This window comes from Ruminococcus sp. NK3A76 (genome assembly GCF_000686125.1).
Taxonomy (GTDB): Bacteria; Bacillota; Clostridia; order Oscillospirales; family Ruminococcaceae; genus NK3A76.
This window is the reverse complement of record NZ_JMMA01000002.1, coordinates 75545-90055: the sequence shown is the minus strand read 5'-3', so window position 1 is coordinate 90055 and position 14511 is coordinate 75545. Positions and strand designations below refer to the sequence as shown.

Below are 14511 nucleotides of genomic sequence, written 5' to 3'. Positions count from 1 at the left end.
GGTCTGATTATAGGAGGGATCAGACATTGGCGAATATAAGAAAAAGAGGAAATACATATCAAATTCGAGTGTCGTGCGGGTACAAGCTGAACGGCGAGCAAGTCGTGCAGACAATGAGCTGGAAACCGCCGGAAGGCATGACACCCAAGCAGGCAGAAAAGGAATTTCAAAAGCAAGCGATACTGTTCGAGGACAAGTGCCTTAAAGGGCAGGTAACGGCAAATGTTAAGTTTGAGGAATTCGCAGAGCAGTGGTTTGAGGAGTATGCGAGGCTTAACTTGCGGAGATCGTCATTTGAAAGAATGCGTCAGGTGACACAGCGGGTTTATCCGGCATTAGGGCACTTGCGGCTCGACAGGATAACGGGGCGGCAGATACAGCAGTTCATTAACAATCTTGTGCTCAACGGCAAAAATATGCAGACGGGCAAACCTCTATCAAGAAAAACTGCGGTACATCATCTTAGTTTCATAAGTGATGTTTTCAGCTATGCGGTAAGAATGGACATAGTTTCAGATAATCCTTGCAGAAAGGTCTATGTGCCGAAAGGCGGCAAGAAAGAAAAGGAGATCTATTCAATCGAGGAGATCGAGCAGCTTTTCAGGCTCTTAGAGGACGCACCGCTAAAGTACCGCACGTTTTTCACGCTGGCGGTCTATACGGGCTTTCGCCGGGGCGAGTTAATGGGCTTGGAGTGGAAGGACATCGACTTTGAAAGCGGTGTTGTAAGCGTCAGACGCACATCAAATTACACCGTAAAGACCGGCATATACACCGACACCACCAAGACAAAAAGCTCGCAGAGGTCTATGAAACTGCCGCAGCTTGTGCTTGATATTCTGAAAGAACACAAGGCGGAGCAGGACAACGAAAGGCAAAAGCTCGGAACAAAGTGGTTTGAATGCGACAGGCTTTTCGTTACGGCTGACGGACATCCGATGCACAACAACACGACCTACAACTGGCTGCGAAAGTTTTGCAAGAAAAATGATTTCCCGTTTAGGGATATTCACTCCCTACGTCATTTTTATGCTTCGGCTCTCATCAACGAGGGCATAGATGTTGCGACGGTATCGAGTGCTTTAGGCCACTCTGCCATAAGTACAACAACGAGCATATATTTGCACGCCTTTCAGGACGCAAACGCAAGGGCAAGCGAGGCGATAGCAAACGTCCTTGATTTTTCCAAAAAAGAAACTCCCCCGCCCGACCCTGACGGAAGAGAGAGGAAGATACGTTTGATAAAGACAAGTTACGGGCAAAAGGCGTCCTCGGGGCAATAATGGACAGGTAATGGACAGCCGCAGTTTTCGGACAAAGAAAAAAGCCCGTAAACTGCGCGTTTACGGACTTCTATGCTGGTCGGAGTGACGGGACTTGAACCCACGGCCTCTACCACCCCAAGGTAGCGCGCTACCATCTGCGCCACACCCCGATTGCTATACTATTATACACCATATTCAGATAATTGTCAAGCCTTTTTGGAAAAAAATCGAAAAAAATCTCGTTTTTATGATTTGTTGACAGTTTTAGACGGGTGTGATATAATAAATACAGCAATTTGGCAACACCAAAAGGCAAAAAGAGCACCACCAAGGGAGAAATCTTAATGGATAACGGCATTTTTGAATCCGAGCTTAATACTACATCAAATATCTATGCGGTTTTTGAAGATAACGGAATGACCGGCTGGGCTTATCTTTGCGATAACGAAAACGACAGTATTATTGCTGATTGCTGGATATATAATGTTTTGGGATATAATGACCCGTCAGGCGAGCAAAGAAAAGATGTCCCGCCGCTTATGCCTGAAAAATTCTTGGTCGATGACCCGATAGTGTTTCAGGAGGTCAAAGACGTTGGTTTCAAATGGTCTGATGACGGCTGCTCGGTGTATATAATCATAAACGGTGTCAAGATAGCGTTTATTGATCTGCACGCTTCAAGATCATATAATGTCAATATCAAAACACCCTGCCCATGGGGAGAGCCGTTAAAGATGTAAATGATCTGTGACGTCGTTGAACCCCACATTATAAAAACATACGCAAGTGTTCACCAGTCATAGAGACAAGTATTCAAGGAGCATCAGATGAACATGCCCGAAAATGTTACAGAGCTGCTGCAAAGCATAAAAAACAAACCCGGAGCGTATCTTGGCGAAAAGTCCATCCTTCGTTTAAAGCATTTTATGGACGGCTATTGCCTTGCCACAGAGTATGCAGGGATAGACTTTGATTTAGATACTTACTATGCGTTTGCCGAGTGGCTGCGAACAAAATATCAGGTGATGTCGGTAGTCTCATATGATACTATTCTCACAGACAGATTCTCTGATGATGCGGCTGCATTTGATGCGTTTTTTGATGAATTCGAACTGTTTTTGCACGAGTGGGAGCAATAATACCGCTCCCCGCAAACACACATAAAGGAGCAAAAAAATGAAAGCCCTCCCAAAGCGTTACCGCATTCTCATCATAATACTGACCTACATAGCCAACATACTGTTTATCTTCGGTATGCTGAAGCTTGCTCTTAACAGCAGGATATCAAGCCTGATCGGCTTTGGAGCGATATTCTTTATTATCTCATTTGCGGTCACATTTGCAAAGCCCACACTGGCTATTCACTGGATGTCATCATTTGCACTGATGTTTTTTGATGTATATCTTGAATTACCACCCCTGTCATTAAGAGGGCTTGACGGTTTGGCGGCGATAATGCTGCTTTTTATTATTTTTGTTTCAGAGAGTATCGGCTGTGCTTTGGGATATAATGCCGACAGAAAGCTGCAAGAGTGCCGCAAGGCAAGGAACGGTGAACAGACGACCGAGCAAGACGAACAGCCGGACAGCGAACCACCCGAAAATATTACAGACAAGGAGTAAAACAACAATGCGTACAAACAAAAACGGCGAGCGGCTGAAGACTTTCAGCTATCAGGATATGGTAGACTCTATCGAAAACCCGCAGGGCAAGCAGACGATAATCAACGGTGCTACCGAGGAGGAGCGAAAAAAGGCAGAAGCCGAGCGTGAAGACCCCCACGCAGGCTTAAAGGCGTTTTTGATCATAGCGTTCTTTATCGGCGCTATAATATCAATGGCGGTGTTCGCTCAGATAGATAAGGTGCTGTGCATAGCAACGCTGGGTCTGGTGTTCTTTGTGATAGGCACCATTGCAGTGTTGAAGGACGGCATATCGTTAGACTCACTGCCTATCCTTATCATGCCGGTGGGAGGGGCGCTGATGATAGCCATACCCGCAATGATAGTATATAACCGTGAAACGGGCGGCGGTGTGTCGATCTCCCAGCGGGATATAATAAGGCTGATAGTTATATGCTTTGCGGTGATAGGTCTGCTGATGCTCACCGTGCCGCTTACAAGGCACTGTGCTAAAATGTCACGCTGCTCGCAGACGATCATGGCAAAGTGCATCTATGAGGATATACACTTTGCCAGCCATAAGGACGGCATGGGCAGAACTCATCACTACAACATCTACTGCCCCACCTGGCAGTATGAGCTCGGGGATTTCATCTTCGTAACACGAGAGGGTGTTTTCGGGCGCAACGCCCCTGCCATAGGCGATATCTGTGAAATTCGCTATGACCCGAACGACCCCTCATACATCTACCGCCCCAATATCAATCAAGAGATATCAGAGATGATAGCAGGCGCTATATTCCTGACGATCAGCCTGACGACATTTTTTGTGATGTAACAAATCAAGCCAAAGAACAAAAAACAATAGAGGTATCGTTATTATAAGCGATACCTCTATTATTCTTTATTCATTATTCTCTATTCTATATTCTTTTAGGGCGAAGGGCGCTTATACACTCCAGTATTTTCTGTCAAGGCTTCTGAATTGCACGGCACTCCCTATGTCCTTTGAGTCTATGACCTCTCTGCCGGCCATGTCGGCAAGCGTGCGTGCGACCTTCAGTATCTTGTCATACGCTCTTGCAGACAGCCCCAGCTTGTCAAACACCTTGCCGAGCATATCCTTGGCCTTGTCGTTGAGCACACAGACCTCGCTCATAAGGTCTGAGGTGATGTTCGCATTGCAGGTGACAGATGTGCCCTCAAAGCGCTTGTTCTGAATGTCACGGGCTTTCTGCACACGCTCTCTTATGGCCTCGCTCGGCTCTTCTTTTGTGTCTGATGAGAGCTCGCTGTAATCAACGCTCGGCACATCAACGTGCAGGTCGAACCTGTCAAGCATCGGCCCGCTTATCCTCGAAAGATAATTATGTATCTGCTTCATATTGCATTTGCATCTGCCCGACGGGTGTCCGAAATATCCGCAGGGGCAGGGGTTCATAGCTGCTATGAGCATGAAAGAGCAGGGGTATGTCACACTTCCTGCGGCTCTTGCGATAGTCACCTTCTTGTCTTCAAGCGGCTGGCGCAAAAGCTCCAGTGCCTGCCTTGAAAACTCCGGCAGCTCGTCTAAAAACAGCACGCCGCCGTGCGCAAGCGATACCTCGCCCGGCCTTGGCACACTGCCGCCGCCTGCAAGGCCTGCTGTAGACACGGTGTGGTGAGGGCTGCGAAAAGGCCGCCTGATTATCAGCGGCTCGTCCTTGTCAACAAGCCCGGCCACCGAGTGGATATTCGTAGCCTCTATCGACTCGTCAAATGTCATCCTGGGCAGTATCGAGGGTATGCGCTTTGCAAGCATACTCTTGCCCGAGCCGGGTGCGCCTATCATCAGCACGTTGTGGCCGCCGGCTGCGGCTATCTCCAGTGCGAACTTGGCCGACTGCTGACCCTTGACATCTCTGAAATCAAGTGTCGAGAAAAAGCTGTCATCTGTCGGCTCGTAGGGCTTGGCAGGGAGCATTCTCTCCCTGTCGTTAAAGTGCAGCACCATGTTTCGTATGTGCTTGGCGCCGTATACCTCTATACCCTTTATGCATGAGGCCTCCTTTGCATTGTCAAAAGGCACGAAGACACGCTTGCAGCCCTGCTTTTTGGCAAGTATGGTAAGAGGCAGTATGCCGTTTATCGGGCGGATATCGCCGTTTAATGCCACCTCGCCGAAGAAAGCACTGTCGCCGAGCGGCTCGTCCTTTATCACTCCGAGCACACGGAAAAGCGCCATGGTTATGGCAAGGTCAAAGCCCGAGCCTGTCTTCCTCGTGTCGGCAGGGGCAAGGTTTATGAGCACCTTGGCCTTCGGAAACTGCACCCCCGTGACCCTGAATGCGCTCTTTATCCTGTCTCTTGACTCTCTTACCGAGGCATCGGCAAGGCCTACTATATCAAAGCTCTCGAGCCCTGCGCTCGCCTCTATCTCAACATCGACAGGAAAGGCATTGAGCCCGAAAAGCCCTGCTGTGTGTACCTGTGCATACATAGCCTTACATTACTCCGTTTCGGTGGTGTCTTCTGTTTCCTCGGTGTAGGAGAGCTCGTCTTCTTCATCAGGCTCAGCGGCAGCATTGCAGTCGCCGTTTATCACATCATTGATAAAGCCGAGCAGATCAGCCATTACCTCGTCTCTGTTTGTCTCGTTGAGAAGCTCGTGACGTGCGCCCTCGTATATCTTGAGCTCTACATTGCAGTCCTTTGCCCTGAGCTTGTCGTAAACCGACTGAACGCCCTTGCCGTAGTTGCCTACAGGGTCATCAGAGCCCGAAACGATAAGCACCGGAAGATCCTTCCTCAAAGCTGCGAACCAGCGTGGGTCAGATATATATGCAAGCATCTTTGCAAGGTTCTCAAAGCCGTTTACCGTGAATATGAAATCGCACTTCTCATCGTCGATGTATGACTTCTGTATTTCCACATCACGGGTGAGCCATGCTGTAGGATGCTCAGCATCAGGGAAGCGCTCGTTGTATTTGCCGAATGCTATGTTGTTTATCTTTTCGCTCCTGTAGCGGTCACCCTTTGCGAGCTTAACTGCATCGCATACAGTAGCAAGTGCCGAAAGGCCGGGAACGCCGTCGCCCGTGCCGCATACTATAGCACCGTCAAGTGCGCTTGCGTGCTTTATCATATACACTCTTGCAAGGAAAGAGCCCATGCTGTGACCAAACATGATAAAAGGCACATCACCGACCTTTGCCTTCATTATCTTTGTCAGCTTGTACATATCCTCAACAGCATTCTGCCAGCCCTTTTCAGGTGAGAAATAGCCAAGATCCTCAGGTGAGGAAACAGAACTGCCGTGGCCTAAGTGGTCGTTGCCGCACACAGCGATGCCGTTTTCGGCAAGGAATTCAGCAAAGCCTCTGTATCTGAGGAAATACTCGCACATTCCGTGAACTATCTGCACAGCACCCCTTATCTCGCCCTTGGGCATGAATACATAGTAAGCGATGTTGTGCTCACCGTCTGATGATTTAAAAAAGCCGTTTTTGTAGGTCATAGTTTATCTTTCCTTTCTGTATATAAGTATTTTATCAGCAGCAATCATAATTGTAAAGCACCCTTGAAAAATCAAGTGCCTTTAATCTGTCACGGGGTATCATGAACGAGCCGGTGCCCGAGTCGCCCCACATTATGTCAATGCCTATTTCCGTGTTATAATAGCTGTCAAGCTCAAAGAGCAGCACGTCACAGTCAGCCACATCTTCCACGCAGCGTGGGTCGTCCTGCGTAAAGATCGGGTAGCCGCCTATCACGGCATTCGGGAAATCATCTGCCTTGTCATAAAGCGGATCGGTAATGCTGTCATCGATATCCCACAATTCCTCGACAGGCTCGTCTGCAAACTCATTATATGCCTTGACAAAAGCATCTCCGAAGCGGAAATCAAATATATTTGCCTGCATTTTCTCAGGCTCGCCTGCTGTGAGCTTGAATTCGCCTGTAAACGGCATATACATATCATCGACCTCGGGTGCAGGTATCTCATCTTCCGAGAGAAGGAGCGATGTATCTGTGATGATATTCTCGTGATATATCACCCTGAAATTATGCTGGTGTGCCATTTCCTCGCCGTAATCGGGCGACATTCCGTAAAGGTCATCAGCCGCTATGAAAAACTGGAGTATCCCCTTAGTCGGAAAGTCGGGAATGTTCGGGATCTGCTCAAAATTGAGCTGTGCGAGCAGCAGCAGCGGCTGCCCCTCAAATTTATTTTTCTTACCCCTCGGGTATTCCATATCCTTCGGGAAATAGGGCGTTCCGCCTAACTTGCTGTCAAAAACCGTGCATTCACCATTGCTTATCGTCAGCCTTACCGCAGGCTGCGGCGGCAGCAGTTCATCTACTCTGCTGATCATCTGTTCAAGCTCCATGATCATTTCTCCTTTTCAGTTAAAATGCTTCAATAATACAATATAATTATAGCACTATTTTGCTATTCTTTCAAGAGAAACCCTTTCCTTTCGTCAAAGGTCACAAAAAACGACGGCCTGTTTTGTGCGTCCGAAAACGTTTTTGTTTGTGATTTGTTATATCTTTCCCCGAAATTGCATACGTTTTCAATGTTTAAAAAGTAAACTTTTTTGTAAATCTATTGCAACTTACCGAAATTATGGTATAATAGTAACGTACCCGGTAATCTTATTGAAAGGACGGATAATTGATATGAAAGAAATGGAGCTTTACAGCCTTTGGTGTGAAAAAGCAGTAGATGACCCCGACCTCGTAACTGAGCTTAAGAGCATAGAGGGCGATGAGGAGGCTATAATCGACCGCTTCTACCGTGACCTTGAATTCGGCACAGGCGGCTTAAGAGGTGTTATAGGCGCAGGCGCTTACAGGCTCAATATATATACTATAAGACGAGCTACACAGGGTCTTGCAGATTATGTAAACGGCACATTTGAAAACGGCGCAGTTGCTATATCCTATGATTCAAGAATAAAATCCACAAAGTTTGCACAGGAGGCAGCAGCAGTTCTGGCAGCAAACGGCATAAAGGTATACATCTATAAGGAGCTTATGCCTACCCCCTGCCTTTCCTGGGCAGTAAGAGCCTGCAAGGCTCAGGCAGGTATCATGATAACCGCTTCCCACAACCCTGCTAAGTACAACGGCTACAAGGTATACGGTGAGGACGGCTGTCAAATAACTCTTGACGTTGCAAACACTGTGATAGGCAAGATAAATGCTGTTGATATGTTTGGCGGCGCTAAGGTAACTGACTATGAGGCTGCTGTTGCAAGCGGCATGATAAGCTATATAGGTGACGACATCATCGAGGCATACTACAAGAGAGTGCTTGAAGAGGGCATTCACACTGACCTCGTGGCTGACAGCGGCCTTAAGGTAGTTTACACTCCTCTTAACGGCACAGGCAACAAGCCGGTAAGAGAGATACTTAAGAGAATAGGCATAAAGGACGTAACAGTCGTTCCCGAGCAGGAGATGCCTGACGGCAACTTCCCCACCTGCCCGTTCCCGAACCCTGAGATAAAGGAAGCTCTCGCAAAGGGCTTAGAGCTCTGCGAGAAGGTCAAGCCTGACCTGCTCCTTGCTACTGACCCTGACTGCGACAGAGTAGGTATCGCAGTTCCCGACAACAAAAACGGCGGCTATGTGCTTTTCAGCGGCAACGAAGTCGGCGCTATGCTCCTTAAGTATATTTGTCAGGAGAGAACAGCTCTCGGCACAATGCCCAAGGACCCTGTAGCAGTAAAGACTATCGTTACAACTGATATATGCAAGAAGATAGCTGCTGAGTATAACGTTGAGCTCAGAGAAGTCCTCACAGGCTTCAAGTTCATAGGCGAGCAGATAGGCTTCTTAGAGCAGAAGGGCGAGGACAACAGATATATATTCGGCTTTGAGGAGAGCTACGGCTACCTCTCCGGCGGCTATGTAAGAGACAAGGACGCTGTAAATGCTTCCATGCTCATCTGCGAGATGGCTGCATTCTACCGCACAAAGGGCATATCCCTCCTCGATGCAAGAGAGGCTATGTATCAGCAGTACGGCAACTACGTTCATACACAGAGTTCCTTCCAGTGCGAGGGCGCAAGCGGTATGGAGAGAATGAAGGAGATAATGTCCTCCCTGCGTTCTGACCCGCCCAAGACTATCGGCGGCCTTAAGGTCGAAAAGGTAGGCGACTACATCGCATCTGAGGAGACAGACCTCGCTACAGGTGCAAAGACTGCTATCGAGCTGCCCAAGAGCGACGTTCTGGCATTCAGGCTCGAACAGGGCGCAAGCGTTATCATACGCCCCTCCGGCACAGAGCCCAAGATAAAGGCTTACTACACAACTATCGGCGACAGCAGAGATGCTGCAAAGGCTTTGGAGGAAACTATATCGGCTGATTTTGCCAAGATACTCGGTTTCTGATAAAAAAATAACAAACTGATATCCATATATCCCCTGACATCTGTCGGGGGATTTTTTGGTGTATTTACACAATATCTATTGCAATCTTCAAAATAATATGTTATAATATATGAAACTCATTATAACATATTATGGTCAGGCCTTTGCCTGTATGAAAGAGGGCGTGAAAATGGAAAGCACCGAGCTGTTGCTGCTGACAGAGTTCATAGAGCAGATAAATGACGGCGGCGATATAAAAGAGCTGTGCAAGAAATATTCCGATATGCTGTACAACTACGGCAGCCGTGAGTCTTTGCGGCTCAAGGACAGCATTCTCACCCTCGTTTCAGAGCTTGACGAGCTGAGGATAAAAGTCAATGCTGCACTTGCCGAGCAGGAGGAAAAGCTCTCCGACCAGGAGCGGCAGGAGCTTGCAAAGGTCAAGGGGCTGATAGACGACAACCTCTTCACATACCATTTTCAGCCTATCGTCAGGGCAGACAACGGCGAGATATACTCATACGAGGCACTTATGCGCTCGGGCGATATCCAGGGCATAACCCCTTTCCATATCTTAAAATACGCAGCCTTTATGGACAGGCTCGGCGAGATAGAGCAGTATACCTTCACTAATATGCTCAACTATATAAGCGATCACAGAGCACTTTTCGCAGAGCGGCCTGTATTCATAAACAGTATGCCGAGCGTGCGTATGCACCCTGAGACAGAGCGTGAGATAGAGCATATGCTTGAAGAGCTGTCTGATATAGTGGTGGTGGAGATGACCGAGCAGTCGGAATACACCGACAAGGAGCTCAACATCATCAAGGAGAAATACACCCGCCTGGGTGTCAGGATAGCGATCGACGACTACGGCACAGGCTATTCCAATATCAGCAATCTGCTCAGATACACCCCAAACTTTGTCAAGATAGACCGCTCGCTGCTGAGCGGCATACAGGACAACCCCAACAAAAAGCACTTTGTCAGGGAGATAATCGACTTCTGCCATTCAAACCAGATAATGGCACTTGCCGAGGGCATAGAGAACGAGCAGGAGCTTCGCACGGTGATTCTTCTCGGCGTTGACCTTATACAGGGCTTCTATACTGCAAGGCCTTCACCCGAAGTGCTGAGCGCTATCCCCTACAAGATAAGGTCACAGATAAAGCAGTGCAGAGACGAGCACGAACACGGAAGAAGGACAAAGGTCTACACCGCCGCACAGGACGAGCGTGTGTCGCTTGAAAAGCTCACCAGAGAGGGCTACAGCTGCATACTTATCGGAAGCGGCTACAGCACCGGCGAGATAACAGTCACCGGAACGCCTTATCTTGACACCGACATACACATTGACGTGGCAGACGGCTACGAGGGCAGGATAGTGCTTCACCACGCACACCTTTCAAACGACGTTCACAGGCCGTGCATCAGCTTCAGTGACAAATGCCGCAGCACGCTTGTCATCGCAGGTGACAACAGGCTCGACAACAGCGGCATCAAGGTGCCGGTGGGCGCTTCACTGTGCGTAGAGGGCAAGGGTCTGCTGGAGATATTCCTTGGCAATGCCGATTACTACGGCATCGGCAACGATGTAAACTCACGGCACGGCGACATTATATTCAAACACAATGCACTTATCAGGATCAAATCCACCAGCCATTCGGGCGTATGCATAGGCTCGGGGCTCGGCGGAAACATACAGATATGCAGCGGCGAATACGAGCTTGAATGTCACGGCGCAGGCGGTGTATGCTTGGGCTCGCTCGACGGCAGCACGGTTTTGAATATCGACAACTGCGACTATGAGGCAAGAGCAGCAGGCGGCTGCAATGCGATAATCGGAGCGCTGGGCGGCGATGCCACGGTAAGCATAACCAGGTCGAGCATCAGGGCTTATGGCTACAGCCGGTTACTCACCTGTATCGGCTCGGTAAACGGCCCTTCAGATGTCAGGTTTGAGAACGCAAGCATTACTATCCACGCAAACGGCACCGAAATGACCTGCTGCGGCTCGCTCAACAATGACTCGTCAGTAAGGATAGAGAACTGCTCGTTCCACACCTTCGGTGACGGAATAGACGCACTGTCGATAGGCGGTTTCAAGGGCAGGAGCAGGCTTTCGATAACCAACGCAGATGTAGACTTCGAGCTTTCGACACAGCGCAATGTATGCACCTATGCAAGTGATGAGGATATCTCTATAAACGGCGGCAGCATCACGCTCAACCTCAATGGCAGTACCTACAACTCTATCATCAATCATTGAGCCAATACTAAGGCAACACCGCACGAAGCCTTCAGGCGGTCTTTGTGCGGTGTTGCCCTAAATATTTACAAGCGGCAGAAGCAAGTCTTCTGCCGCTTTTTTGTCAACCCCTTTTGATATAAAAATTTTCGCTTGTGATTTATGCACCATAAACAAAATGTTTTAATTTGTTCTATTTTTATTTGACAGTTTGTTAAGGATATGCTATAATTGGGATAGTCGCTGTAGAGCTTAACAGCGAAACTTTTCGTGCAAAGGAGGTCGCAGAGTTGAAAAGGAACATAGCCAGAAGCGTCACGAGCCTTCTCGCAGCAGCGGCTATCATGACCGCACCGGTCGGCAGTCTGTCGTTAACGGCATCGGCTTCGCTCTTTGCACAAGTCACTTCACAGAACGTCATCGTGCCTGATGTTCGCCCGGGAGAGGCAATAAGCGACAAGCTCAACGAAGCGCTCCTCAGTGCGGCCGAAATGGCTGATGACAACAAGACAGTTACCGTCAGGCTGCCTGCCGGGACATATTTTCTCGACAGCGCTCTGCACATCTACAGCAACACGACACTCGATGCAACAGGCTGCACGCTCATAAGCGATGAGAGCAAGCACAACCTCTTTATCCTCGGCACGAACAGCAGCTATATGGGCATCAACCGGTATAACTCCAGCGAGCAGTCAAAGGGCTATACCTCTGTAAGAAACGTCACTGTTAAAGGCGGCGTGTGGGAGGGCAACGACAAGAACACCAACACCCCCATAAGGCTTGCGCACGCAACCAACGTCACCTTTGAAAATATGACCGTGCGTGGCTCTAATATGAGCACACACCAGGTCGAGGCAGCAGGCATCGACGGCTTCTATGTGAGAAACTGCACCTTCTGCGACTTTACGCCGCTGAGCTACAAGAGCGGCCATTTTGAAGCGATACAGCTCGATGTGCCTATAAACACGGCTGTCTACAACAGCAGCTATCTCGACGGCACGCCCAACAAGAATGTTGAGATAACCGGCTGCACCTTCTCGAATGTTTCAAGAGGTGTGGGCACGCACTCGATGCTTGTCGGGGCTTATCACTCAAACATCAAGATAACAGACAACACCTTTATAAACGTTCAGGAGGAAGCGATAGTCGCCCTCAATTACCTTGACTGCCGTATCAGCGGCAACAAGATAGTAAAATGCGGCGGCGGCATAATCTTTGAGAGCGCCAAGTTCAAGCCGAGCTCGGGCGACAACAAGATATCCTCCATGCACACCACCGTGTTCGACGGGCAGCAGGAGTATGTAAGCGACATTCTCTACGATATGCACAGCACGATATTCGACAATGATATCGACATCACATACTCGCCGCTCTGCTCCAGAATGATAGGCATCAGAGTACACGGGCTGGAGCTTGACGAGCAGTATGTCGGCGGCGATGATATGCCTCTGCCTATCACCAACTACTACATAAGCGGTGTAAATATCTCAAACAACAGGATAACGACAGAGGGCGGCGGTATACTCCTTGACGATGCAAGAGATATCATCTGCCAGTCAAACTCTGTAGTTCAGACAGGCGTCAACCAGCTCGACAAGAGAGCTGACGCATACGACGGCATATACATAACCACCGGCTGCCAGAATATTTCGGTGCTTAACAACAACGTGTCAGGCTTTACAAGGCACGGCATACTGGTATGCAGCGACAGCGTGACAGGCAATATCTTAAGCAACGAGGTGTCGGCCTGCGGCAAGAACGGCATATACTTCACAGGCAGCACATCATCTTCTGATATAAGATTCAACAAGGTCACAGGCTGCGGTGCAAACGGCATAGCCCTCGCTTCAAAGAGCTCGGTAAGGGCGATAGTCTCAAACACCGTAAGCTCGAACGCAGGCTCGGGCATATCCGTCTCGGGCGGCTCTGTGGTAACGGGAGGAATAAACAGCAACATCGCTGAGAAGTCGGGCGAATACGGCATAGCACTCAGCGGCAGCAAGTCATCAGGCATCGACCACAACACTGTCGTGACAAGCGGCTCGAGCGGCATATATCTTTACGGCAAGAGCACAAACGGCGGCAAGATAACCTCCAATTCCATTTCCGGCACAGGCACGAGCGGTGTCATGCTCGACAAGGCATCAACTGCTGCTTCGATAACCTCCAACACCGTGAGCTCATCGGGCAGCAATGGCATATACCTAAACGGCAAGAGCACCGTCAAGGGCAGCATATCCGGCAACACGGTCCAGAAGACAGTGCAAAACGGCATAAGCCTGACCTCGGGCAGCAAGGCTGAGAAGATAGCCTCTAACAAGGTGAGTACAAACGGCAAGAACGGTATATTCGTATACTCATCAAGCAAGGTCGATAAGGGCATAACGAAAAACACCGTGAGCGGCACAAAGCGAAACGGCATTCTGATAGACAAGGCAAGCAGCGCCGAGTCTATCATCTCAAACAAGGTAAGCAAAAGCGGCCAGAACGGCATTTACCTCTATAACAAGAGCTCACTCGGCGGCGATATCTCGGGCAACACCATAAAGGATTCAAAGCAGAGCGGCATCGCTCTTGACCGCAACAGCAAGTCAGCCAAGTTAACATCCAACAAGATAAGCTCAAGCGGAAAGAACGGCATATACCTCTACTCATCGAGCAGGATAAACGGCATATCCGACAACACCGTCAAGAGCTCCAGCAGGACCGGCATAGCCCTCGGCAGCAAGAGCACCGTCAAGACCATATCATCAAACACCGTGACTTCGAGCAAGGTGTCAGGCATAAGCCTGCTTGATAAATCATCAGCCACAGGCGGCATCAACAAAAACAGGATAACCTCCGCCGGCACAGGCATCTACGCCGACAAGAGCTCAAAGGTCAAGGGCAAGCTAAAGTCAAACGAGTTTGACAAGATAAAAGGCAAGAAAACAGATATCAAAAAATAACAGGAAAATACCTTTTTGTGCAGGCGGGTGCAATGATGCTCCGCCTGTTCATTTTGATCCTTCA

11 protein-coding genes and 1 tRNA gene are annotated in these 14511 nt (G+C 49.0%); 8 read left to right on the top strand and 4 right to left on the bottom strand.

Annotated elements, in window-relative coordinates; genetic code table 11:
• Positions 1–26: 26 nt before the first annotated feature.
• Complete coding sequence (locus CD05_RS16815) at positions 27–1283, top strand: site-specific integrase (RefSeq protein ID WP_084262056.1); 1257 nt, start codon at positions 27–29, stop codon at positions 1281–1283.
• Positions 1284–1359: 76 nt separating this feature from the next.
• On the opposite strand, the gene CD05_RS0100475 is transcribed toward CD05_RS16815, so the two are convergent.
• A tRNA-Pro gene (locus CD05_RS0100475) sits at positions 1360–1435 on the bottom strand.
• A gap of 174 nt (positions 1436–1609) precedes the next feature.
• Here CD05_RS0100475 and CD05_RS0100470 point away from each other — a divergent pair.
• From CD05_RS0100470 to CD05_RS0100455, 4 genes are all read left to right on the top strand, one after another.
• A complete protein-coding gene (locus CD05_RS0100470) occupies positions 1610–2005 on the top strand; it encodes a hypothetical protein (protein WP_028508839.1) in 396 nt (131 codons plus the stop codon).
• Between the two features lie 87 nt (positions 2006–2092).
• Positions 2093–2404 carry a hypothetical protein gene (locus CD05_RS16810; protein ID WP_051588735.1) on the top strand — a complete coding sequence of 104 codons (312 nt, stop codon included), beginning with the start codon at positions 2093–2095 and terminating at the stop codon, positions 2402–2404.
• Positions 2405–2441: 37 nt separating this feature from the next.
• Positions 2442–2888 (top strand): hypothetical protein, encoded by a 447-nt coding sequence (locus tag CD05_RS0100460; protein ID WP_028508838.1) that lies wholly within the window; start codon positions 2442–2444, stop codon positions 2886–2888.
• Positions 2889–2895: 7 nt separating this feature from the next.
• Positions 2896–3726, top strand: coding sequence for a DUF3592 domain-containing protein (locus CD05_RS0100455; RefSeq protein WP_028508837.1), 831 nt, complete (start codon positions 2896–2898; stop codon positions 3724–3726).
• 111 nt (positions 3727–3837) lie between these two features.
• On the opposite strand, the gene CD05_RS0100450 is transcribed toward CD05_RS0100455, so the two are convergent.
• Genes CD05_RS0100450 through CD05_RS16800 form a run of 3 tightly spaced genes read right to left on the bottom strand, consistent with a single transcriptional unit; the run spans position 3838 to position 7258 of the window.
• Positions 3838–5367, bottom strand: coding sequence for a YifB family Mg chelatase-like AAA ATPase (locus tag CD05_RS0100450; RefSeq protein WP_028508836.1), 1530 nt, complete (start codon positions 5365–5367; stop codon positions 3838–3840).
• Positions 5368–5376: 9 nt separating this feature from the next.
• Complete coding sequence (locus tag CD05_RS16805; protein WP_051588734.1) at positions 5377–6384, bottom strand: alpha/beta hydrolase; 1008 nt, start codon at positions 6382–6384, stop codon at positions 5377–5379.
• 34 nt (positions 6385–6418) lie between these two features.
• On the bottom strand, positions 6419–7258 hold the full coding sequence (locus CD05_RS16800) for a YwqG family protein (RefSeq protein WP_051588733.1): 840 nt from the start codon (positions 7256–7258) through the stop codon (positions 6419–6421).
• Positions 7259–7550: 292 nt separating this feature from the next.
• Here CD05_RS16800 and CD05_RS0100435 point away from each other — a divergent pair, with 292 nt between their 5' ends.
• From CD05_RS0100435 to CD05_RS0100425, 3 genes are all read left to right on the top strand, one after another.
• Positions 7551–9272, top strand: a complete 1722-nt coding sequence (locus tag CD05_RS0100435) for a phospho-sugar mutase (RefSeq protein ID WP_028508835.1) — start codon at positions 7551–7553, stop codon at positions 9270–9272.
• Positions 9273–9441: 169 nt separating this feature from the next.
• Positions 9442–11520: an EAL domain-containing protein gene (locus CD05_RS16795; RefSeq protein ID WP_051588732.1), complete on the top strand. Its 2079-nt coding sequence runs from the start codon at positions 9442–9444 to the stop codon at positions 11518–11520.
• Positions 11521–11789: 269 nt separating this feature from the next.
• Positions 11790–14447 carry a right-handed parallel beta-helix repeat-containing protein gene (locus CD05_RS0100425; RefSeq protein WP_028508834.1) on the top strand — a complete coding sequence of 886 codons (2658 nt, stop codon included), beginning with the start codon at positions 11790–11792 and terminating at the stop codon, positions 14445–14447.
• The last annotated feature ends 64 nt before the right edge of the window (positions 14448–14511 follow it).